This window comes from Sphingobium rhizovicinum (assembly GCF_042647625.1).
GTDB lineage: Bacteria > Pseudomonadota > Alphaproteobacteria > Sphingomonadales > Sphingomonadaceae > Sphingobium > Sphingobium rhizovicinum.
In genome coordinates, this window is the sequence record NZ_JBHRVU010000004.1 from 2,211,702 (window position 1) to 2,235,241 (window position 23,540).

The window sequence follows — 23,540 nt, forward strand, 5'->3', positions numbered from 1 at the left end:
CTGGGGCGGATCGATCTCGCCAAAGAGGGTCGGATCGCATGGGGCGTCAGGCGTCGGCAAAAGTCTCTCCCAGTTTCTCGATAAAGCCCGTCATCGCCCGCAGTGCGATGTCCACATCGGCGGGATCGACATGCTCGGCCGGATTATGGCTGATCCCGTCCCGGCAGCGGATGAACAGCATCGCGGTGGGGCACAGCGCCGCCATCACCATCGCATCATGGCCCGCGCCCGACACGAGGCTGAAGGGCGGCTGGCCGGCGTCGGCGATCGCCGCGTCCATCAGGTCCATGAGCGCCGGGTCGCAGGGGCTGGCCGGCAGGTCGTGCACCTGCGTCACCGACAGGCGAAGGCCGCGCGCGGCGGCAATCTCTTCCAGCGCGACGCGGATCGCCTGCGCCGCGCGGTTGCGCCGCGCTTCCTCCCCCGATCGCACGTCGATGGTGAAGCGCACTTCGCCCGGAATGACATTGGCCGCGCCCGGCAGCGCCTCGACCCGGCCCACCGTGGCGACCAGATCGGAGGCGTCGTCGCAAGCGATGCGCTCGATCGCCAGCATCATCTGCGCCGCGCCGGTCATTGCGTCGCGGCGCAGGCCCATGGTGGTGGTGCCGGCATGGTTGGCCTGTCCGGTGACGGTCGCCGCAAAGCGCAACTGCGCCGCGATGCCGGTCACGGTTCCGATGGCCAGACCCTGCGCCTCCAGCACCGGTCCCTGTTCGATATGCGCCTCCAGATAGGCGAGCGTCGTGCCGGGCGCGCGCATGGCGGAGAGATAGCTATCAATGTCGATGCCTGCGTCCTGCAACGCCACGCCATCGCCATCGCGCAGGTCGAGCGCGTCCGGGGAGAGCGTGCCGGCCACCGCCCGGCTGGTCAGCATGGCGGCGGGAAAGCGCGATCCTTCCTCGTCGCCAAAGGCGATGACCTCGATTCCGAAGGGCATGCGTCGGCCGGCCCGGTGCAGCGCGGCGACCGCCTCCACCCCCAGCATGATCCCCAGCGGCCCGTCATAGCGGCCGGCATCGCGCACGCTGTCGAGATGGCTGCCGATCAGCAGCGCCGGGGCGCCGGCGTCGCTGCCTGCATAGCGGCCGATGAGGTTGGCGGCGGCGTCGCGCCGCACGGTCATGCCCGCTTCCTCCATCCAGCCGGCCAGCGCCGTCTGCGCCGCGGCATAGGCCGGCGTCAGATAGGCGCGGTACAGGCCGCCCTCCATGTCGCTATAGGGCGATACGCCCAGCGCGTCGCAGCGCGCGACCGCGCGGTGTCCGCCGGCCTGGTCTTTGGCCCCTACCATGCCGCAACCCCGCCATCGCTGCGCGGATCGGTCGCGCCGTCCAGCCGTCCGTCGGGATGGCGTATGATCGCGCCGGCATGGCCCATCATCGCGGTCAGCGGGCCGACCCGCTCGACATCATGGCCCGCGGCAATGAGGTCGGCATAGAGGCTCTCGTCAAACCCGTCCTCCAGCTTGAGCGTGGTCGACTGTTCGCCCCAGGTGCGGCCCAGCAGCCAGCGGGGCCGGCTGATCGCCTCCTGCACATCCACGCCATAGCGGGCATAGCGGGTGAAGAGCGCAGCCTGCGTCTGGGGCTGGCCCTCGCCGCCCATCGTGCCATAGGCCATGACCCGGCCATCGTCGAAGACGGCCAGCGCGGGGTTGAGCGTGTGGAAAGGCTTGCGCCCGGGCCTCAGCGCATTCCAGCCGCTTTCCGCCAGGCGGAAGCTGCTGCCGCGATTTTGCCAGATGATGCCGGTCTTCGGCAGCACCAGCCCCGATCCGAACTCATGATAGGTGGACTGGATGCAGGATACGAGCCGGCCTTCGCCATCGGCCGCCGCGAACCAGCAGGTATCGCCATATTGGGAAGGCTGCGGCCAGGGCAGCGCGCGGGCGGGATCGATCTTGCCCGCCAGCGCATCCAGGGCGGCGGGATCGTCCAGCAGGCCCTGCCAGTCATAATCATGGAACGCCGGATCGCCGACATGGACGTCGCGGATCAGGAACGCCTGCTTGGTCGCCTCCACCAGCCCATGGACATGGTCGAAGCCATCGGCCTGCTGCGCCTGAAGCCGGTCGAACAAAGCCAGGATCAGCAGCGAGGCGAAGCCCTGTGTGGGCGGCGCGCTGTTATAGAGGGTCGCGCCCCCGATCGCGGCATGCAGCGGATCGGGGCGTGTGGCGACATGCGCGGCCAGATCGGCGGCGGACACCGGGCTGCCCAGCAAGGCGAGATCGGCGGCGATGTCGGCGGCCAGCGCGCCGGTGTAGAAGCTCTCCAGACCCTCGGTCGCCAGCCGTTCCAGCGTGTCGGCCAGTTGGGGCTGGCGCAGAACATCGCCCTCAACCAAAGGCTGGCCTTCCGGTTCGAAGATCGCCGCATAAGCGCCCGGCTGCCCCCGCAACTCGTCGCCCTTGGCCGCAGCGATGCCCGCGCCGCCCGCCGTCACCGCCACGCCGGCCCGGGCATGGCGACAAGCATCGCGCAGCAGGCGTGAGAGCGGCAACCTTCCGCCCTCCAGCGCCGCCGCCCAGCCCGATATGGTGCCTGCCACCGTGTTCGCCGCCAGCGGTCCGCGCGTCGGCACCGCTTCCAGCCCCGCATAGAGCGCCAGATCCGCCGCCCCCGCCGCGCCGCCGCAGCCATGGATCGCATGCACCCGCCCATCCGGCTCGCGCATCACCCAGAAACCATCACCCCCGATCCCGGTCATATGCGGATACACAACCGCCAACGTCGCAGCCACCGCCACGCACGCATCAACCGCACTCCCACCGTCCCGCAACACCGACAAACCCGCATCGCTCGCCAAAACATGCGGGGCAGTCACAAGGCCATTGTGGCCCGATACGGTCGTCAGGGGCATGCCGGGTTCTCACAAATATGGGCGCGCAACAGGCCACGTTGTTCTAGGTCGGCGGCGAAGGCGAAGAGTTGCGCGTCGCTGCCCGGAGGGCCGATCAACTGCACGCCGAGCGGCAAGCCATCGGCCAGCGGCAGCGGTGCGGATATGACCGGGAGGCCGGCAAAATTAAGGGGTTGGGTGAATAGGCCCAGATTGGCGCGGGCTGGAACAGGCCGCCCGTCGATCCGAATGACGGGATTGTCGATAAGGGGGGCGACGCCGACCGTGACGGGTGAGACAAGGATGTGGACAGTTTCGAAGATGCGATCCAACTGGGTTTTATAATATATATGAAAATCCTGCGCGTCGAGATAGGCGGCGGCTGGCAGGGCTGCGCCAGCAATCAGGCGGTCGCGGGTGGCGGGGTCGAAACCGGCGGGGTTATGGCGTAGCATTGGCAGGTGCCTCCGCCCGCCTTCCGCTGCGGTCATCAGGAAGGCGGCGGACCGGGCGCGTTCCACCTGCGGCAATTCGATGGTCGGGAGCGCGCCCAGCCTGTCGCAGAAATCCGCGAAGGCGCTTTCCATCGCCGGTTCCAGATTATTCGCGAACCATCCGCCCAGACGGGCGACGCGCAGATCCTGCGATGCGCCCATTTGTAGCGGCTTTGCCGCCAATATGCCGGTGATGAGCGCCAGATCGCGCGCGCTGCGGGTGAAGGGGCCAATATCGTCGAAGCTGTCGACGAAGGGAAAGACGCCCTCCATCGGCAGGGCGCCATGGGTGGGCTTCAAACCCCAGACGCCGCACAGGCTGGCGGGGATGCGGATCGATCCGTTGGTGTCCGACCCCAGCGTGAAGGGCAGCATGCCCGCCGCGACCGCCGCCGCCGAACCGCCCGACGATCCGCCGGCCAGACGCTGAAGATCATGGGGATTGCGGGTCGTGCCCCAGGTCGCGTTGACCGTGGCGAAACCGTAGGCGAACTCGTCCATATTGAGCGTCGCCACCAGCACCGCGCCAGCCGCGTTCAGGCGCACGATCGCTTGCGCATCGACGGATGCGGGCGGCGCATCGCGGCGCATCCCCGCCCCCGCCGTGGTCGGCAGGCCAGCGATATCGAACAAATCCTTGACGCCATAGGGCACGCCCGCCAGCGGGCCGGGATCGATGCCGGCCGCCACCTTCTGATCCACCAGTGCGGCTTCGGCCAATGCGCGCTTTTCGAGCAGGCGGGTGACGGCGTTGATCCGACCGTCGACGGCGCGGATGCGATCGATCGCCGCCTGCGCCATCGCCACCGCGCTGACGCGGCCTGCGCGCACCGCCTGCGCGATTTCCCCGGCATCCCCAATCATGGTTGCGCCTCATCATCGCCGCGCACGATCGCCCAATGATGCAACAGCAAAGCGATATTGCCCGCCAGTGCGGGGAATGCGGCAGGATCGGCGGCGATGCCGAGCCGACGCAACAAAGCGGTCAGTTCGGCATCGACAGGGACAGCGTCTTCCGTCATCGCTGGGTCAGGCGGCCGTCACGCCGTCCAGCGCGCCGGCGACCAGATTGCCGGCGTGGAACACCGCCTTGCGCGGGCTTTGCCGGGCGACAGCTTCGGCCGAACAGCTGGCCGGGACCAGCACCATGTCGGCTGCATCGCCAACTTTGGGCCATATCTGATCGCCCGCCACGTTCAGCGGGGTGACGCCGCCGGTCGCGATCCTGAGCGACTGGGCAATGCCCTGCTCGTCGCTCCAGCCATAAAGCTGGCAGGCGAGCTTGGCCTTTTCCAATATGTCGCAACTGCCGAACACGCCCCAGAAGCCCTGCACCGTGTCGGTGCCGGTATAGACGCGCACGCCATGATCGAGCAGCGCGGGGACCGGCATGATCCTGCCGCCGAACGGCAGGGTCGATATGACCGCCATGTCGAGCGAGGCCAGGCGCGTGGCGAGCGCGGCCATGTCCTTTTCATTGAGCGACATGAGCGAGAAGGCGTGGCTGATCGTCACCCGCCCCTTGAGCGCAGGCGTCTGTTCCACCTGATCGGCAATGCGGTGGATCGCGGCGATGCCGGTTTCGCCCGGTTCGTGCAGGTGAATGTCGACGCCCTTGTTCATATCCAGCGCGATTTGCATCAGCGCGTCGATGGAACGCTCCATGCCGCCATCGATCGCGGTCGGATCGATGCCGCCGACATGGGTGGCCCCCGCCGCCAGCGCCGCACGCATCGTGGGGATCAGATCGGCGCTGATGAAGCCCTGTTGCGGGAAGGCGACCAGTTCGCTGCCAAAGCCGTCGGCGCGCCGATCCAGCAGCGCCCGCATGATCTCCACATAGTGCGTGCCGATGGAAGGATCGACATTGCACTGGACCCGCGCGAAGGTGGTGCCGTTGCGCTGCATCAGGTCGATGATCTTGCCCGCACGATCGTCCAGCGTCGGCAGCAATTGGGGATTGAGGATCTTCTCCAGCTCGATCAGGCCGCGAATGCCATTCTTGCGCTTGCGCGGCGCGACCCAGGGGCCGCCATAATAATTTTTATCCAGATGGATGTGCATGTCGCGAAAGGACGGCAGCAGCAACATGCCGTCGCCATCGCGCGCCACGACGCCAGCGGGCGCAGGCGCATTGGCGGGCAGCACGGCCGCCACCTTGCCATCGCGGATCAGGATCGACGCTTTGGTGGTCAGCGTGGCGGCAATGCCTTCCGCGTCGCGGGCATAGCCGCTTTCCAGCAGGACGTTGCGCAGCAGGAAGCTGTCGCCTTTCACGGCCGGAGCCTTGCCCTTTGCAGCGAAGGCAGGGGCTGCGGCGCTGGCGGCGCCGGCCGCCAGCGCCGCAGCAAGCACCCCGCGTCGGGACAGGACCGGCCCGTCCATCGGCTTGCGACCCGCAGGGCTGTTGCTGTCGATCATGTTCATCCCTTCCCTTCCTGTCCGTCAGAATTTGAACCGTGCGCCGATCTTCATCTGCCAGACCGATTGCGTGTTGAAGCTGGTCGCGGCGCGACCCACGAAGCTGTCATATTGATAATAATCGCCGACCGTGGGGCAAACCCCGGCGAACTGGCAATTGCGGGCAACGACATTGGCCGAGACATAGGGCGACGGAATCTGCTGGATCACGCCCCATTTGCGGTTCAGCAAATTGCCGAAATTTTCGATGTCCAGATAGATTTCCGCCTTTGCCCCGTCGGGGAAGAAGCCGGGAATTTCCTGGCTGATGCGCAGGTCGATAGTCGTCACCGGCGGCGCGGTGAAGGCGTTGCGCGGCGCGATTTCGCCGGCATATTTCATCAGGCCGGTCTTCTTAAGGAAGGCGTTGAACGCGGCGAGATCAAAGCCAGCGCCATAGCGGACGATGGAATCGCTGGTCGCCGTTACCGCGCCACCGTCGGCCTTTGGCACGTACAGCAATTGCCGGTTGCGGGTCGCGAGCGATCCATTTTCGCCCACCAGCATGTCCGCCGCCTGATTGGCGTTGGCCCCAACATCGAAGGTGTAGCTGAACGGCTGGCCCGAACGGCGCTGGCCAAAGACGGTCAGGCGCGTGCGGTAATTGCCGAAGAAGGCATGTTCGTAGCTGAGCGACAATTTGGTGAGATTGCGGAATTCATAGTTGGATGTTGCCAGCGACGGATCATTGGGATCGGAGGTCGCGACGCCGCTATAGTTGGAGGCGGCGACCGTGGTGATGCCCGGATTGATGTCCTTCGAACGGATATAGGTGTGGGACAGCGACGTCTCCAGCCCGGTCAGCGGCCCTTCCACCCAGCGTTTGGCGACGGCCAGACCGATCTGGTTGGCATAGCCCTGCTTGGTGTTCGTCACCAATATGTCGTTGCGGTTGTCGCGCGTGCGCAGATAGGTGGGGCGACCATCGGGCGCGGCCGGTCCCTGATTGGCGCCGGCATAGAGTTCATACCATGCGACCGCATTCTGCACTTCGCTGTGGATGAATTCGCCCGCGACCCGCCAGTTGTTGCCCAGCGCGCCAAGATCGAACTCCTTCTGCGCGCCGACCGACATTTTCCAGGTCGACTGCGGTTTGAAATCCTTGTCGAGGACGTTGATGAGGCCCTGCCCGCGCCCGGCGCTCTGGGTGTTCTGTTCCTGAAGCGCGGGATTGACGTTGAGGCCATCGACATTGCTGAGGCCGGCAAGGCAGGCGGCGCTGGCCGAGGCATTGCGGGTGCAGGTGACATTGCCCAGCATCATGCCGGTATTGTAGAAGGTGTTCGCCGTCCAGACGGTGGGCGATCCGCCGCCGAACAGGCCGACGCCGCCATAGACGGTCAGGGTCGGATCGGGCTTCCAGTTGAAGCCGAAGCGCGGCTGGAGCAGATGCTTACCATCCAGATTTTCGGTGTTGGACAGACCATAGCGCGCCATGACCACCGGATTTTCGGCCGGATGATCGGACTGATCGAAGAAGTCGTAGCGCAGGCCGGCCTTGAGCGTCAGTTCCGGCAGCAGCGCCCATTCATCCTGCAAATAGAGCGTGTTGGTGGTGGTGTGGGCAGTGAAGCCGCCTTCCGCCTTGTCGTTGCTGGCGGCGTTGGCATAGCTGACCGAGGAGGCGTTGCGGTTGCGCAGATCATCGAGCGAATTGAAGACGTAGGAGCCGTTGGCGTTCTGTACGAACAAATCCCAGAGCTTGAGCGTCTCGCGCTCATAGCCTGCGGTGATGCGGTGCGATCCGGCGGTATATGTCGCCTTGGCCCGATATTGCTGGAGATAGGTGGTCAGTTCATTCGCCTGATAGGAGGCGTTGGTGCCGGCAAAGATGCTCGGCCCGGTGGTGGTGCCGTTCAGATAGACACGGAACTGCGCGAAATCATTGCCGGCCAGCGGATAGCCGGGATTGTCCATCTTTTTGTAAGAGGCGCTGATTTCGGTGCTGAAATTATCGGTCCAGTCGGAAAAGACCTGCGCCTTGTAAACGTCCAGATTATTCTGGCGTTCCACCCATTGCGACAGCAGGCCCAATGAGGTGCTGGAGCCAGTGAGCGTATTGCCGTTCGCCGAGATGGAGGAGCCTTTGGTGCGCTGATAGGAGACGGTCGCGCGGTGGCCGGGCGCGATGTTCCAGTCGAGCTTGGCGAAGATTTTCTCATCGCGCGAGGGCAGCCGGGTCGCTTCATAACCCAGCGGGTCATAGCCATAGACGTCCTGCAATATCTGACGGACGGCATTGGCCTGTTCGACGCTGACGCCGGGCACCTGATTGGCGAAGCTGGAGCCGGTGGGACCGACCAGCGAGGGTTCGGTGCGGCTGAACTTTTCATAGTTCAGCGTGAAGAACAGGCGATCGCGGATGATCGGGCCAGTCAGGGTGGCGCCGAAGGTCTTTTCGGAGAATTTGCCGGTCAGGCGGCGGCTCTGGCGCGATCCGTCCTGAAAATCGGTATAGGCGAAATCATTCCCCTGAAGGCGATCGCCGGTATATTCGTAGAAAGCCTGTCCATGGAACTGGTTGCCGCCCGACTTGGTGGTGGCGTTCATGGTGCAGCCGCCAAAGGCGCCATAGTTGACGTCATAGGGGGCCAGTTCGACGCCCAGCGTCTCCACGACGTCGATCGAGATGGGGGAGCGCTGGGTCGGATAGCCATTTGCCTGCAAGCCGAAATCATCATTCTGGCGCACGCCGTCGATGGTGAGCGAATTGGTGCGGTTGTTCGCCCCGCCGCACACCAGCGCGTCATTATTGGTCGGGTCGACCGCGACGAACGGGTTCATGCGCGCCAGATCCTTGAGATCGCGGCTGATGGACGGCGCGGCCTCGATCTTTTGCGCGGAGAAATTGGAGCTGGGACCGGTCTTGAGTTCGCCGCCACCGACCGAGGAGGCGGTGACGACGATCGCTTCGGCTTCGCCCAGCGCGAAATTCACCTGAAACGGATCGCCGGTGTTGATAGCGGGAATATCCACCGATCGGCTGCCCAGCGCGGGGGAATTGGCGGTGACGCGATAGGGACCGCCGGGGCGCAGGTTGCGGGCGGCATAGACGCCTTCGCTGCTGGTCGTGGCCGTCGTTGTGGTGCCCGACGGGATATGGACGATCGTCACCGGCACATTGGCGACCGGCGCGCCGTCAGCATCGGTCAGGCGGCCGTTGATGGCGCCGGTGATGATCTGCGCATGGAGCGCCGAGGGCACGCTGGCCAGTGCGACGCTGACCGCGCCCAGAGAAAGACCGACGGCAAATTTCGTGATCCGCATATCCGTAAACCCCCACGTTTCGAATTATCGATCGGTCATGCGGCGGGCCTTTGCCCTGCCGGTGCAAGCGACCCGATCGCCCGTTGCGAATCATGTCATAAGGGGAATTCCGTCTATGATCCAAGATTAAATCGTCAACGATCTAAGATATTTTCGAAAACGATAATTTTCTGCGGATTTTCGTCGCATGATCCTGATCAGGATGCATAAGCGAAAAGGCCCTGCCCTGTTCGGGCAAAGCCTTTTGAAAATATCGTTGACGATTTAATGCGGCGTCAGATGCGGTCTATGGCGGTTTCCCGCGCCTCCCCCTGTAACGCGAAACGATCGCGCGTGCGGGTGTAGAAGCTGGCGCCGAAGCGGCCGACGGGGAAATAATCCTGAAGGTTGACGCGCCAGAGCCGGGTGTCGATCAAGCCTTCGCGGGCATGGAGATGCAGGATTTTGCCCAGAAAAATATAGCGGCTTTCGGTTTCGATCTTTTCCCAGAGCTGGCATTCGAAGGCGATCGGCGCCTGAACGATGCGCGGCGGCCGCACGCTGACGGAGGGGACCGCATCGAACCCCACCAGATCGAGTTCGCTTTGATCAGGGGGCAGCGACTGACCGCAGTCATGCATTTGCGCGGCGATCGCCTCGTCCGCCATATGTACGACAAACTCGCCCGATTGCAGGATGTTGGCGGCCGTATCCTTGAGCGCGCCATCCTCCAGCCGGTTGATGCTGATCATCACCAGCGGCGGATCTTCCCCCAGCATGGCGAACATGCTGAACGGCGCAGCGTTGACGACGCCGTCGTCATTGACCGTCGTCACCAGCGCGATCGGACGCGGCACGATCAGGCTCGCCATCAGCTTGTAGCGCTGATAGGCGCCGATCGCGTCGAAATCGACATGCGTCTGCGGTAAGGCGGCGGCCGGCTGCGTCATCCGATGTTCAGCATCTGGGCGAGGGTCTGAACCGACGCCTTGCGATCGAGACAGATATTATCCTCCAGGCTGCGCAGATGCTTGCCCATTTCGGCGCGCGCCGATGCGACATCGCCCTTGGCCATATAGTCGACGATACGGCGATGTTCGGCATGTTCGCACGCGGCATTGCCGATCGGCTGATAGAGCGCGACGATCAGCGAACAGCGCGTCATGAGTTCGGTCAGATAGTCGATGAGGATCGGATTGCCCGCGACCGTCGCGATTTTCAGGTGAAATTCGCGCGCGCAGGCGGCCCAGGCCGGCTGATAGGGATTGTGCGTGACGCCATGTTCATGATCAAGAAGATGGCGCAATTCCTCCAGATCTTCCGGCTTATGACGGCGCGTCGCCAATTCCACGATCGAGACTTCCAGCGCGCGGCGCGCCTCGAAAATCTGGCGGGTTTCCTCTGGCGTCGGGGCAGCGATCACCGCCCCCTTGTTCGGGCGCAGTTCCACAATGCGGTCATGTTCCAGCCGCTGCAACACCTTGCGGATCACGGCGCGCGACACGTTGAACAATTCGCATAATGCCGGTTCGGGCAGCTTGGTGCCGGGCGTCAGCCGCTGGTTGAGGACGCTGTCGAAGACCGTCTGATAGATATGCTGTTCGATATCGACGCCGGCCGCAGCGACGCCAGCACCCAGATCCGGGGCGGCCTCCGCCTTTCGGTTGCGGCGCTGAGGAACAGCGGCGGTGCTTTCGTTAGACATGTCGACGCTCTGATTCATGGTCCATCATTGCCTTTCAAAGACCGGTGGCTGGCAACCACCCTTACCCCTCCGCACCCCACTCTCAAGACCATGGTGGTTATGCCTGACCCCCTTGCACCATGTTGAAGGCCATTTGCAAGAAAAATCATGGACGATGTTTGATATAAATCGTCAACGATTTTTATATTGAATTGTTTTGTTTTGATGATAGCCCATTGCCATCACCGTAGGACGAAAGTGGACCATGGCGATTCTCTCTTCGCGTCGCGCCATCCTGACAGGCATTACCGGCAGCATCCTTGCCGGCCTGACCGGCTGCACCAGACAGGATGGCATGATCCGCATCGGACTGATCACCGCTTTGTCGGCGCAATCGGCCAAATCGGGCGAGGCGATCTCACGCGGGCTGTCTGTCGCCATCGACGAAATCAATGCGTCTGGCGGCCTGCTGGGCCGCAGGCTGGAACTGATCCGGCGCGATGATGAGAGCAATCCCGGCAAGGGGGTGATCGCCGCGCGCGAGCTGCTGTACAAGGAAGGCGTATCCATCCTGTTCGGCGGCCTCGACACGCCGGTCGCCCGCGCCATCGTGCAGATCGCGACGGCCGCCAGAACACCCTTCGTCGTGCCATGGGCGGCGGGCACGGTCATCACCCATAATGGCACCGATCCCAATTTCGTCTTTCGCGTGTCCGCCGTCGATGAACAGGTGGACAAGGCGATGGTCGCCTTTGCCCAGGCAAAATATCATACGCGCCGGCCGGGCTTGATCATGCTGAACAATCCCTGGGGCCAGTCCAATGAAAAGGGGCTGAAGGCGGCCCTGGCCGCCGCGCATCTGCCGGCCGCCGGATCGGAACGGTTCGAACATGCCGATGTCGATGTGACGCCGCAACTGGGCCGGTTGCGCGCGGACGGCGCCGATTGCCTGCTGATGGTGGCGACGGTCGGCCCGTCGGCGCAGGTGGTCAAATCGCTCGACCAGATGGGATGGGATGTGCCGATCGTGTCCCATTGGGGACCGGCAGGCGGTCGCTTCGGCGAGTTGGCCGGACCGCATGCGAACAGGGTGAAATTCGTGCAGACATATAGTTTTCTGGGACCGGACAATCCGGTCAAGGCCTATGTGCTGGCGGCGCTGAAGGCCAAATATCCCGACATCAAGGGACCGCAGGACGTCACCCCGGCGGTCGGCGTGGCCAACGCCTATGACGCGATGCATCTGGCCGCGATCGCCATCCGCACCGCAGGATCGACCGATGGCGACGCCGTACGGCGCGGCTTTGCGCGGATCGACCGCTATGACGGGCTGATCAAAAGCTATCGCGCACCCTTCGCCCATGGGCAGGATGCACTGGGCGAAGCGGATTATATCTGGGCGGAGTTTGACGGGGGCCGGATCGTGCCTTTGCCGGCGGGCGCGGCCTGAGCCATGGACATGGTTCCCGCCCTCCTCACCGGCCTTGCGCTCGGCTCCATCTATGGGCTGATCGCGCTGGGCTTCCACATCACATCGTCCGTCTGCGGCGCAGTCAATTTCGCGCAAGGGTCGAGCGCGATGCTGGGCGCAGTCATATTGTGGATGCTGGCGCAAGCAGGATGGCCCGTGCCAGCTGCGGCGATCGCCGCGATCGCGCTGTGCGCCCTTTATGGCCTGCTGGTGGAGCGGATCGCCATCCGCCCCTTTCTGGCGCGGCGATCGGACGTCTGGCTGATGGCCACCGTGGCGCTGGGGCTGGTGTGCGACAATGGGATGATGCTGATCTTTGGCGCGGAACCCCGATCGCTGCCATCCGCCCTCGCCATTTCCTCGGTGCATATCGGGCAGATCGATCTTGGCGTCTATCCGCTCCATCTGCTCATCCCCCTCATCATGTTGCTGCTGGCCGGGGGAATAGATGCATTCCGCCACCGCACGCTGCACGGCATCGCCATGCTGGCGGTGGCGCAAAATCGGGATGCGGCGCTGATTGTCGGTATCCCTGTCCCACGGATCATCGCCGCAGCCTTCGCCCTGTCATCGGCGCTGGCGGGCATCGCCGGCATGCTGGTGGCGCCGCTGGCCCATGTCGAAACCGGCATGGGCGTGGTGCTGGGCCTCAAGGCCTTTGCCGTTGCGATACTGGGCGGACTTGGCAGCGCCTGGGGCATCGTCAGCGCCGCTTTGCTCTTTGGCCTGGTGGAAGCGCTCGTCACGCTTGGCCTGGGGTCAGGCTATACCCAGATCGTGACCTTCCTGCTGGTCATCGTCACCCTCGCCCTGCGCCCGGACGGGCTGCTCGGCCGCGCACAGGTTCGCAAGGTATGATCGCCCTTCCCCACGCCCGTCGCCTCGCGCCCGCTTTATGGTGCCTCTGCCTGATTTGCGCCATTGGCGGGGCGTTGCTGCTTAACGGCTATTATGCCTTCGTCATCGGCCAGATCGCCCTGCTCGTCATTGCGGGCATCGGCCTCAACATCCTCATCGGCCTGTCGGGGCAGTTCAGCTTCGGCCATGCCGCCTTCTACGCCATCGGCGCCTACACCGTCGCCATCTGCACATCGCGCGGGTGGCTTTCCTTCTGGCTTGCATGGCCGCTGGGCGTCGGACTGGCGACGGTAATCGGCGGTCTGCTCGCCCTGCCGGCTTTGCGGGTGAAAGGCCCCTATCTGGCCATGGTGACGATCGCCTTCGGCCTGATCGTCGAACAGACGCTGATCGAGGCGGAAAGCCTGACCGGCGGACAGAGCGGCATCCTGCAAATCGCTCCCCTGTCCATCGGCGGCATGATGCTGGGCGATCGCGCCATGGCGATCGTCGCCATTCTGGTCGCCGCGCTGGTGATGGCCGCCTATGCCCGCCTGTCGCGCAACGCATGGGGCGCGGCGATGCGCGCGGTGCGCGATTGCGATCATGCGGCTGCGTCGATCGGCATCGCCCCCACCCATGTCCGCATTGTCGCCTTCATGGCTTCGGCCGCCTGCACCGCGCTGGCAGGCGGTCTGTCTGCGCCGCTCAACAGCTTCGTGACGCCGCAATCCTTCAGCCTCAGCTTCTCCATCCTGCTGGTGCTGGTGGTCGTGATCGGCGGCGCGGGTGCGCGATCCGGCCCCGTGCTGGGCGCTGTAGTGATCGGCCTGCTGCCTGAAATCCTGTCTTCCTTCGAAGCCTATCGCGTGCTGGCCTATGGCGTTCTGGTCCTGCTGGTGCTGTGGCTGGCGCCGTCGGGCATTGCCGGCCTGCTGCACGTCCGCCAACAGCCCGCCTCGCCCGATACCGAAGCCGCTCCGCTGGATGCGTTGCTGGCCGACCGTCCGCGCGCAGCCCTGCATGGCCGGGCCTTGTCCATCCATTTCGGCGGGGTTCGGGCGATCGATGCGCTGAACATCGACATCCTGGCCGGCGCCGTGACGGCGCTGATCGGCCCCAATGGCGCGGGCAAATCCACCGTCATCAACATGCTGAGCGGCTTTTACCGTCCGGATGAAGGCGGGCGCACATTGGGCGACGCAGCGCTGGCGCCGGGCCGCGCCTTCCTGACCGCGCGCGCGGGCATTGCCCGCACCTATCAAAGCTCCGCCCTGTTCGACAGCATGAGCGTGACGGACAATATCGTGCTGGCCCGGCGCAAGGGCCGTCTGGGCCAGTTGCTGGCCGGTGCCATTGGCGACCGCGCGGACGCGGCAGCCCAGGCCCACGCCCTGCTGCGCGCCTGCGGCTATACCGGCAGCCCGGATATAACCGCAGGCGCATTGGCGCATGTCGACCGGCGACTGGTCGAAATCGCCCGCGCGCTGGCGACCGATCCCGACATTTTGTTGCTGGACGAGCCGGCCGCCGGCCTGTCGCAAGGCGAAAAGCGCATGCTGGGCACGCTGTTGCGCAGGATCGCCGCAGCCGGCATCGGCGTGGCGCTGGTCGAACATGATATGGGGCTGGTCATGGGCGCCGCCGATCAGGTGGTCGTGCTCCAGACGGGCCAGTTGATCGCCACCGGCACCCCGGCCCAGGTGCAGGCCGACCCGCTGGTCCGCAGGGCCTATCTGGGCGAACGCAGCATCCGGCAAAGCCCTCCGCCCACTGAAAAGGGGGGCGAACCGGCGCTGGGCGCCTATGCCATCCATGCAGGATATGGCACGGTCGACGTGCTGCACGGCATCGACATCGAAGTGCGCCCAGGCGAATCCGTCGCGCTGCTCGGCGCGAACGGCACGGGCAAATCTACGCTGATGCGCATTTTGTCTGGCCTGATGACCGTGAAGGACGGCCATCTGCGCATGGAGGGCAGGCAGATCAACGACTGGTCCGCCATGGCACGGGTGCGCGCGGGTCTCGTTCTGGTGCCCGAAGGGCGACAGGTCTTCCCCGAACTGTCCGTGCGCGACAATCTGCGGCTGGGGGCTTATACATGTCCGGCAGGCGTGGCGGATCGCATGGCGCAGATATTCGCCCGCTTCCCGCGCCTTGCCGCGATGGGCGACCGGCGCGCCGGCCTGCTGTCCGGGGGCGAACAACAGATGCTGGCGGTCGGCCGCGCACTGATGGCCAACCCTCGCATCCTGCTGCTGGACGAGCCGTCGCTGGGCCTGTCTCCGCAGGCGACGTCGGACCTTTTCGACCAGCTTGAAGCCATTCGGGATGAAGGCATGGCCATGCTGATCGTCGACCAGATGGCGGATCTGGCCCTTTCGCTGTCCAGCCGGGCCTATCTGCTCAATCAGGGACGCATCAGCAAGAAGGGGTCGGCGCGCGCGATTGTCGCCAGCGGCGATCTGGACAAGGAATATCTGCTGGGATCGCAACCGGGATGATCGCGGCGGCAAAACCGTCACGCCCAGCCCTCTTCCAACCGGCGCAACTTCGTTTTCCTCACAATAAAAGCGGTCATGCCGTGTCAGCATCGATCGACGCAGCGCAAGGGCCGCGTGGGGCAGATGACGAACAGGCGCGGACGGAGGGCATCATCGCCCTGGCGAAGCAATATGGTCGTTGGGGCTACCGCCGGGTGACAGCGTTGCTGTGCCATGCGGGGTGGAGGATGAACCATAAACGGGTCGAGCGGATATGGCGGCGCGAAGGGCTCAAGGTGCCGCAGCCCCAGCCAAAGCGCGGGCGTCTATGGCTCAGCGACGGATCACGCCTCCGCCTACGGCCTGAGTATCCGGGGCATGTGTGGGCCTACGACTTCGTCGAGGGGCGCACGCATGACGGCCGCAAGTTCCGCATCCTGACCATCATCGTCTCATCGTGGCACGGCAGTTCAAGCACGAGGATGTTCTGGCGGCCTTGGCCGACCTGTTCATCTCGCGCGGTCCGCCTGCACATATACGGTCCGATAATGGCAGCGAATTTATCGCGACCGCCGTCCAGAAACGGCGACTCCGCCATATCCGGCCTCTGGGCTCCGCTTTACTCACATCCACCCGGATATGGCGGCGATGGGCTTAATCCATCTGTGGATGCCCCGATTAACGCAAGTGGTATTTGGAGGTAGGCACGTAGTCGGATGCTGCCATCTGTCCGGCCTCTCTGATGCAGCGATGATAGCTGCGGGCCCGTATGGGAGTTCGCGGACCGGAACCACATCACTAACGCGTGCTGATGAAGTGATCTGCCCCCGCCGAGTGGACCGATTGGTTTGTTAGTGATGGGGTGGACGCCCCCCGACGGCATCGATGTGCCACAGTGGAGGTGTTGAACACCACTTGAGGGAGGCGTCCGTGTCGGAAGTTACCATAATCGGGTTGGATATCGCCAAGCATGTTTTTCAGGCGCATGGGGTAGATGCGTCAGGCCATGCGATTTTGCGTAAGAAGATTACGCGTTCGAAGTTGCTGCCGTTCTTTGCCGTTCATCCGCCTTGCCTCATTGTGTTGGAGGCATGTGGCGGAGCCCATCACTGGGCGCGCGAGTTGCTCAAGCTCGGTCACGAAGTGCGGTTGATCGCTCCGGCCTATGTGAAGCCCTTTGTGAGGCGGCAGAAGAACGACGCGGCCGATGCCGAGGCGATCTGCGAGGCAGCACAGCGTCCCAACATGCGGTTCGTACCGGTGAAAACTGAGGAACAGCAGGCAGCTGCGATGGTGTTCCGGGGTCGAGATCTGCTGGTCCGCCAACGCACCCAGATTAGCAACGCCCTGCGCGGGCACATGGCAGAATATGGTTGGATCGCGCCCAAGGGCTTGGCGCATCTGGAAAAGCTCAGGGCGCTGCTCTCCGATCAAACGGCAGTGCCTGAAGGGGTGCGGTCTGTGTGCGTGGTTTTGCTCGATACTCTGGCTAAGCTCGACCGGCAAATTGCCCTGCTCGACAAGGAGATCGTGCGACGCTCTCGGGAGGATACGGTCACGCGCCGCCTGATGACGATCCCTGGCATCGGACCGATCACCGCAACGGCGATCACCGCACTTGCGCCGCCGTTAGGAACGTTCGCCAAGGGGCGTGACTTCGCTGCCTGGGTCGGCCTTACCCCTCGTCAGCACTCAACGGGTGGTAAACAGAAGTTGGGATCTATCTCGAAGATGGGCGAGCGCACGCTACGTCGATTGCTGATTAACGGCAGTAGCGCGGTGGTGCTCCAAGCGAGCAAACGAGGCCCGGCGAAGGGATCGTGGATCGAGCAGATGCTGGCCCGCAAACCACGTATGCTGGTGACGGTCGCGCTGGCCAATAAGACGGCACGGATCGTCTGGGCGCTGATGATGAAGGATGAAGTTTACAAAGCTCCGGTCGCAGCGACGGCGTAAGCCAAGGCGGGCCAGAGGTCGTCGGAACGTAGTCGGTCGAAGGAGGGTATGGCACAACAGTCGGCGAGACGGGGTCGGAAGAACCAGGTTAATCCACCGTGCTTCATCAGCACGCGTTAGTGATGTGGTTCCGGTCCGCGAACTCCCATACGGGCCCGCAGCTATCATCGCTGCATCAGAGAGGCCGGACAGATGGCAGCATCCGACTACGTGCCTACCTCCAAATACCACTTGCGTTAATCGGGGCATCCACAGATGCATTAAGCCCATCGCCGCCATATCCGGACGGAGGTGGAGCGAAGCGGAACCGGAGGCCGGATATGGCGGTGTCGCTGTTTCCGGTGCCGGCGGTCGGTAGCCCAAGCTACTGTGAGGGCGAACGGTGTTGTAATGCCGCCGCCATGCCTCGATCAGCACCTTGGCCTCAGTGAGGCTGTAGAAGATCTCGCCGTTGAGCAGTTCGTCGCGAAGCGATCCATTGAAGCTTTCGTTATAGCCATTCTCCCATGGTGATCCCGGCGTGATGAAAAGCGTCTTCACGCCGATCTGCCCCAGCCATTTCTGGACGGCGGTCGCGATAAATTCGCTTCCGTTGTCGGACCGTATATGTGCCGGAGGACCGCGAGAAATGAACAGGTCAGCCAGCGCCGCCAGCACATCCTCGTGTTTGAGCTGCCGGGCAACGATAAGTGCCAGGCACTCCCTGCTGGCCTCATCGATGATGGTCAGGATCCGGAACTTGCGGCCATCGTGCGTGCGCCCTTCGACGAAGTCGTAGGCCCACACATGCCCGGGATACTCAGGCCGTAGGCGGATACATGATCCGTCGTTGAGCCACAGGCGTCCCCGTTTGGGCTGGCGCAGCGGGACCTTCAGTCCTTCGCGTCGCCATATCCGCTCGACCCGTTTGTGGTTCACCGTCCACCCCGCATGGCACAGCAACGCCGTCACCCGGCGGTAGCCATAGCGACCATATTGCTTCGCCAACGCGATGATGTCCTCCGTGAGAGCCTGTTCGTCATCCGCCCCACGCGGCACCTTGCGCTGTGTCGATCGATGCTGCCCTAGCACCCGGCATATCCGTCGCTCGGACACCCGGATCGGCAAATCTTGTCGCAACTGATCGATGCAGCGCCGCCGCCGCGCGGGGCTTAGAAGTTTCCCTTGGCAGCTTCCTGCAAGATCAGCTTGTCCAACGTCAGATCCGAAATCGCCCGGCGTAGCCGCTGGTTCTCTTTCTCCAGATCCTTCATCCGCCGCGCTTGGTCGGTCTTCAGGCCACCATATTCCTTGCGCCAGCGATAGTATGTCTGCTCGCTGACTGCGATCCGGCGGCACGCCTCTGCTGTCGAGGCTCCCTGCGCCAGCACAATCTCAGCTTCACGCAGCTTGCCGATAATCTCTTCCGGCTTGTGCTTCTTGCTCGGCATTCATCGTCCCTTTCGTGGTCCAGACTATCATAGTCTCTGGGCCACTCAGCGGGGGCAGATCAATCAGGATGGTCAACTTATCTGTGAGCATCACGCTGTTATCAGCGGCTCGCATTAGCCATAGCCAAAGGAATTTACGCAGCATTCCATCACCCCCAACATTCATTCGTTACGCTGCACCAGAGCGTAGCAAGATTTAGCCGAACCCCTCAGACCCAAATTTTGCTAGAGATTTGCGAGAGGGCAACTCAGACAAGCGCGTGACTGATTTCCCCCATGGCGGGCATTGCTCCGGCCGGCGCAGCGGGACGGCCTGCCCTATCGGGATCGAACGGGATGCAGCCCAGCCAACGCCCAGCCGCCATATCGTATCGCAATCGACCGTTTATGATACATACCGATAGAGCGTATCGCTAATTAGCTTGACCATGGATACGATACAGGCATATTACTGATGCACCTATTCGATACATACAGAGGGCATCATGGCTAGGACGTTTGCATATTGCCGCGTCAGTACGGCAGACCAGACCACAGATAATCAGGTTAGGGAGATTGAGGCCGCAGGCTTCACGGTCGAGCCTAAGCGCATAGTGACGGAAACCGTATCCGGCTCCCTGCCTGCTATGGAGCGCAAGGGCTTTGCCAAGCTACTGGACCGGCTGGAAGCTGGGGACATTCTCATAGTGACCAAGCTGGATCGGTTAGGCCGCAATGCCATGGACGTTCGGGCAACGGTCGAGAAGCTGGCCGCTGAGGGCATCAGGGTCCATTGCCTTGCCTTGGGCGGAACGGACCTGACCAGCCCAGCCGGGAAGATGACCATGGGCGTTATCGCTGCCGTCGCTGAGTTTGAGCGGGACTTGCTGATAGAGCGGACGCAGGCCGGATTGAGCCGTGCCAAGGCTGAGGGCAAGGCACTGGGCAGGCCCATGACGCTAACCGCTGCTCAACAGGCTGAGATTGCCGACAAGCGCAAGGCAGGCATCAGCATCCGGGCATTGGCCAAGGAATACGGCACCAGCATTGCGTCGATCCAACGGGCTGAGACGCGGGCAGGCATCCCGGCATAACCGGCACTCGACGGCATGGGGACGGGGAAGCGATGCGCGCCCTCCCTTGCGATGCTGTACGATAGCGCAGGCGGACCCTACAGCGCCGATATGGCATTGACCGGCACTCACCCTGCCCAAAGATGAAATGGCGCTGTAACAGCCCTAGAAACGCCTGAATAAGCGTCGGCATAAATCGAGCCTTATGACTAAGACTGGCATTGGACAGCCCCTATTCTTTGGCTGAGTTAGGGACTTTCAATTCTGGACCGTAACGCAACAGGAACATTGTTGCCAGCACACACAAGACACGGACCATGCTACTCGCAAGGCTTAGTCCCGCGATTGTCCCTGTTCTTAGCGTTAAGCCCGTGATGGCCAGAGCAATACATCCCCCTAGAGCAAAGCAGCATCGGGAAAGCCTAAGCCAGCGTATCACTTGACCAATACAGTCCCTTAAAGCAATGGAAAAAATCCGATAGCATCAACAGGTGTATTGCCTGAACGATACAGTACCTTAACGCAATACGATCCATCAGCCCAGCCAGCCTATCCCGTTCCACCGGGAGGGCATCAGATGCGTGACGCGGATGCGGACCATTCCAAAATCTATCTCTGGGGTAGGAAGGGAATGGAACGGAAATGATCCAGTATGATGGATACAGTAATACCAGCAGTCGGCAGAGCCTCCGCTGACCAGACCTGATGATGCAGCGGGAATGATGATCCTGCCAGACCTTGATAGACCGGGATTGGAATAGGTTAGAAAGCCTATGAAGGTAACGGGATAGACAGGTATAGATATAATGATCGAACAAGATCATGAACGGGTATGATAACAGTATAGCATACCTGTAGGAAATCAGATCATGAACCATGGAGCGACAGCGACAATGGTTATGACTGTATGGCAACAAGCCTTGACCATGCTGGACATACCAGCAGTCGGCATAGCCTCCGCTGAATAAATAGACACATCCTTCCGATTGATCCCGTTGCACCCTGTTCGCTTTACGGCGTCAGTGAACAGGAACCAATCCATCATGCCTGTAGGGTCATGGGCATGACATGATCCACCGTGCGCGGGATCAATCCGAGGGATGCAGCCAATAGCCATCCCCGTTCCAGAATAATGTCTACGGGCAAACCCTATCTCTCTCAATCATTGGGACAAATAATTCCCGATAGAAAGGACAATCCATGTCTCAGATGACCGTTGATATTAGCCGTGTCGATAATGACCGCATTGCCGCTTACCTTGCATCGACTGATCGCCGTGTGATGATCGGCTTCCGCTTCACACTGGAAGTCCTTGGCATCCCGCTTCCTGAATTTGCTGAACGCAAGCCCGCTGGCCGTCCTACCCCTGCCAAACTGATGGCACAGGCCGATGCCGATAGCGGCACCATCCATACTTACCGGGCTGAGAAAAGAGGCACCGGCCCATTCGCTCCCCGTAATCGCTAATCGAACAAGGAACCATCATGACCCATTCCACCCTATCCGCTGATATTCACAGTGAGATTGCTGCCCTGCGCTCCGATCTTGCTAAGGTTGAAGCTGCGATCCCCGCTATCGGCAAGGCTGCATCCGCCAAGGCCAAGGAAATTGCCGCCGCCATTGACGATGCACAGGAACGCTATGCCGCTGCACTGGCTGATGAAGTCACCGCAGCCCGCGATAAACGGTTGGCATCCTTCACTGACATCAGCGTCACCTACCCGGATGACCCGGAACGCAACCTGCTCCGCATGAATTTCACCATCAGCTATACCAAGCGGGCCTATGATCCCGTGACCAAGACGACAGCGCCCAAGGTCACAAAGGTCGATGGCTTCCGCCGCCTGCCTGATGACGCGATGGAGTATCTGCTCACCCGCCCCGAAGTCATACCGGATCGGATCATGGCCCTTGCTCCCGGCCATCCTGTTGCCGCCCTGTCTCGCTATTTCCTTGCCGTGAAGCGGGGATATGTGAGGGCGGAAGCGGCTTAATGCACCGCGCCCATGACCGGCATGGCCCGATTGTTGACGGCCATGTCTATGACTTGAAGAACCCTCGCAGGACAGGCGCTCCCCAGCCCCGGCACAATCCGTTTCATCAGGCCGGGAGGATCAACAGCCAGCCGACCACCATGGAAACGCTACAGGGCAGGACCGGCGAATATTTCGGTCGGGCCAAGACGCATGTGGAATGGTCAGCAATCTCTGCATGGATGATGAAGGGGCAAGCGACCGCTGCCATTGAAGCGGCAGGCATCCCCTATGAAGTTGCCCGTGTTGCCGTCCGATTGGTTCATGCAGCCAAGGACCATGCGAAGGGCTGGCCCCGGCTCAACGGCCCCAGTGAAACCCCGCTACTCCACGGCCTGTCCAACGCCAGTCAAAACGAGGCGGGACGCACGGCTAATGAAGTGTTCCGTGTCTGGATAGCGGAAGGACGGCCCTGCCTGTCTGCCCGCCTGATCGGTGACACCTACCAGTTTCTTGTCGCCGCTGTCCGCCAAGGGAAGCTGCCCCCGATCCGGGCCATCCCTGCCGACGAACCCCAGACCTTCATGCGGGAGCCGACATGTCTCGCCAACAATCTCAAATTCTGAAAGGATAATCATGACCCTAGATGCCCGCGCCCGTACCAAGGTATCCGCTGCGCTCTCCCTCATTGCCCTGCACGGCCACAACCCCCGCACCGTGCAGGAAGTCGCCAATCAGCGCATTGCCGCTGGCCAGCCTGCAAATCTGGCATACACTTTCGCCCTCAACGCATTTGCCGACAAGGTTCCGGCCATCCGTCCCATGATGGAGATTGCCCTAGACCTGATCCAGAACAGCGATGATGCGACCATTGCGACCTATGATAAGGCGTTGGCGGCGTTCAATGAAACGGGCGACACGGCGCACCTTGATGCCATCACCCCCATGATACTGGAGGATGCCAAGGCTCTGGCCGTCCAGAATGGCGAAGTCAGCGCGGAAGATGCTGCCGGTTGGGACATAGAGGATGCCTTGGGCTTTAGCGAAGATGCCTTTGCCGAAATGCCCGACGTTCCCGATGCAGCCAGTCCGGTCCCGCCATCGGAATATCAAGCCGCCCTTGAAGGTCCGCAGCAGGCAGGCCGGGTGCACTGGGCAACAGCAGCCAGCTTGTCCCCGACACGGCCCAGCAGGCATCGCAATATGCCCCCGGCTGGAACGCCATGGGATACTCCCCAGCCCGTGCCAGAGAGGCCCAGCAGCAGCCCAGCGGACGCCCTCAGACCCAGACCGAATATCGGGCAAGGGCATGGTCCGACACAGCGACAGGCAGCAGCGGCTACATCAAGACGGCCAGCGGCTACCAGCGCGCGCCGACAGGCGAGAAGGCCCGACAGGCGGCAGGCGTCCCGCTGGGGCCGGAAGCATAATGTCGGCCCTGACCCGGCAGGCTGCTATCGCGGCCAAGTGCCGGGACTGCTCATTTGATCCGATGGCCAAAGGATCATGGAAGGAACAGATCGCGGATTGCGCCTGCTCAAACTGCCCGCTCCACCCGTTCCGGCCCGTCCCTGCCTATCGCGGCATAGTGGATCGGGATGCCCGCA

At 62.7% G+C, this 23,540-nt stretch carries 17 protein-coding genes and 2 pseudogenes; 10 read left to right on the forward strand and 9 right to left on the reverse strand.

Annotated elements, in window-relative coordinates:
• Positions 1-46 precede the first annotated feature (46 nt).
• The 8 genes from ACFOKF_RS11860 to ACFOKF_RS11895 form a co-directional block, all read right to left on the reverse strand.
• Positions 47-1,297, reverse strand: coding sequence for an allantoate amidohydrolase (locus ACFOKF_RS11860; RefSeq protein WP_380795827.1), 1,251 nt, complete (start codon positions 1,295-1,297; stop codon positions 47-49).
• Entirely contained in the window at positions 1,291-2,868 is a 1,578-nt protein-coding gene (locus tag ACFOKF_RS11865; protein WP_380795855.1) for a gamma-glutamyltransferase family protein, read from the reverse strand. Before ACFOKF_RS11865 ends, ACFOKF_RS11860 begins: the two co-directional genes overlap by 7 nt.
• Positions 2,859-4,205, reverse strand: a complete 1,347-nt coding sequence (locus ACFOKF_RS11870) for an AtzE family amidohydrolase (protein ID WP_380795856.1) — start codon at positions 4,203-4,205, stop codon at positions 2,859-2,861. The genes ACFOKF_RS11865 and ACFOKF_RS11870 overlap by 10 nt, the downstream gene beginning before the upstream one ends.
• Positions 4,202-4,363 carry a hypothetical protein gene (locus ACFOKF_RS11875; RefSeq protein WP_380795857.1) on the reverse strand — a complete coding sequence of 54 codons (162 nt, stop codon included), beginning with the start codon at positions 4,361-4,363 and terminating at the stop codon, positions 4,202-4,204. Before ACFOKF_RS11875 ends, ACFOKF_RS11870 begins: the two co-directional genes overlap by 4 nt.
• A gap of 7 nt (positions 4,364-4,370) precedes the next feature.
• Positions 4,371-5,768 carry an amidohydrolase gene (locus ACFOKF_RS11880; protein WP_380795858.1) on the reverse strand — a complete coding sequence of 466 codons (1,398 nt, stop codon included), beginning with the start codon at positions 5,766-5,768 and terminating at the stop codon, positions 4,371-4,373.
• An 18-nt stretch (positions 5,769-5,786) separates the two neighbouring features.
• Complete coding sequence (locus ACFOKF_RS11885) at positions 5,787-9,068, reverse strand: TonB-dependent receptor (protein WP_380795859.1); 3,282 nt, start codon at positions 9,066-9,068, stop codon at positions 5,787-5,789.
• Between the two features lie 275 nt (positions 9,069-9,343).
• Positions 9,344-9,997: a flavin reductase family protein gene (locus ACFOKF_RS11890; RefSeq protein WP_380795861.1), complete on the reverse strand. Its 654-nt coding sequence runs from the start codon at positions 9,995-9,997 to the stop codon at positions 9,344-9,346.
• Positions 9,994-10,752 carry a GntR family transcriptional regulator gene (locus ACFOKF_RS11895; RefSeq protein WP_380795862.1) on the reverse strand — a complete coding sequence of 253 codons (759 nt, stop codon included), beginning with the start codon at positions 10,750-10,752 and terminating at the stop codon, positions 9,994-9,996. Before ACFOKF_RS11895 ends, ACFOKF_RS11890 begins: the two co-directional genes overlap by 4 nt.
• A 244-nt stretch (positions 10,753-10,996) precedes the next feature.
• Here ACFOKF_RS11895 and ACFOKF_RS11900 point away from each other — a divergent pair, with 244 nt between their 5' ends.
• The 5 genes and pseudogenes from ACFOKF_RS11900 (at position 10,997) to ACFOKF_RS11920 (ending at position 17,478) form a co-directional block, all read left to right on the forward strand.
• Positions 10,997-12,181, forward strand: a complete 1,185-nt coding sequence (locus ACFOKF_RS11900) for an ABC transporter substrate-binding protein (RefSeq protein ID WP_380795864.1) — start codon at positions 10,997-10,999, stop codon at positions 12,179-12,181.
• A gap of 9 nt (positions 12,182-12,190) precedes the next feature.
• Complete coding sequence (locus ACFOKF_RS11905; RefSeq protein ID WP_380795866.1) at positions 12,191-13,060, forward strand: branched-chain amino acid ABC transporter permease; 870 nt, start codon at positions 12,191-12,193, stop codon at positions 13,058-13,060.
• Positions 13,057-15,543 carry a branched-chain amino acid ABC transporter ATP-binding protein/permease gene (locus ACFOKF_RS11910; RefSeq protein WP_380795867.1) on the forward strand — a complete coding sequence of 829 codons (2,487 nt, stop codon included), beginning with the start codon at positions 13,057-13,059 and terminating at the stop codon, positions 15,541-15,543. The genes ACFOKF_RS11905 and ACFOKF_RS11910 overlap by 4 nt, the downstream gene beginning before the upstream one ends.
• An 84-nt stretch (positions 15,544-15,627) precedes the next feature.
• Positions 15,628-16,105, forward strand: a pseudogene (locus tag ACFOKF_RS11915) (IS3 family transposase); the annotation flags it as partial.
• A 347-nt stretch (positions 16,106-16,452) separates the two neighbouring features.
• Positions 16,453-17,478 (forward strand): IS110 family transposase, encoded by a 1,026-nt coding sequence (locus tag ACFOKF_RS11920; protein WP_380795869.1) that lies wholly within the window; start codon positions 16,453-16,455, stop codon positions 17,476-17,478.
• A gap of 255 nt (positions 17,479-17,733) precedes the next feature.
• On the opposite strand, the pseudogene ACFOKF_RS11925 reads toward ACFOKF_RS11920, so the two are convergent.
• Positions 17,734-18,908: pseudogene (locus ACFOKF_RS11925) on the reverse strand (IS3 family transposase); the annotation flags it as partial.
• 485 nt (positions 18,909-19,393) lie between these two features.
• On the opposite strand from ACFOKF_RS11925, the gene ACFOKF_RS11930 reads away from it, so the two are divergent.
• From ACFOKF_RS11930 to ACFOKF_RS11950, 5 genes are all read left to right on the forward strand, one after another.
• On the forward strand, positions 19,394-19,981 hold the full coding sequence (locus ACFOKF_RS11930) for a recombinase family protein (RefSeq protein ID WP_380795870.1): 588 nt from the start codon (positions 19,394-19,396) through the stop codon (positions 19,979-19,981).
• Positions 19,982-21,160: 1,179 nt separating this feature from the next.
• Positions 21,161-21,427, forward strand: coding sequence for a hypothetical protein (locus ACFOKF_RS11935; protein WP_380795871.1), 267 nt, complete (start codon positions 21,161-21,163; stop codon positions 21,425-21,427).
• Between the two features lie 17 nt (positions 21,428-21,444).
• Positions 21,445-21,954, forward strand: a complete 510-nt coding sequence (locus tag ACFOKF_RS11940; protein WP_380795873.1) for a hypothetical protein — start codon at positions 21,445-21,447, stop codon at positions 21,952-21,954.
• Positions 21,954-22,559, forward strand: a complete 606-nt coding sequence (locus ACFOKF_RS11945; RefSeq protein ID WP_380795875.1) for a hypothetical protein — start codon at positions 21,954-21,956, stop codon at positions 22,557-22,559. Before ACFOKF_RS11940 ends, ACFOKF_RS11945 begins: the two co-directional genes overlap by 1 nt.
• A 10-nt stretch (positions 22,560-22,569) precedes the next feature.
• On the forward strand, positions 22,570-23,421 hold the full coding sequence (locus ACFOKF_RS11950) for a hypothetical protein (protein ID WP_380795876.1): 852 nt from the start codon (positions 22,570-22,572) through the stop codon (positions 23,419-23,421).
• Positions 23,422-23,540: the final 119 nt, after the last annotated feature.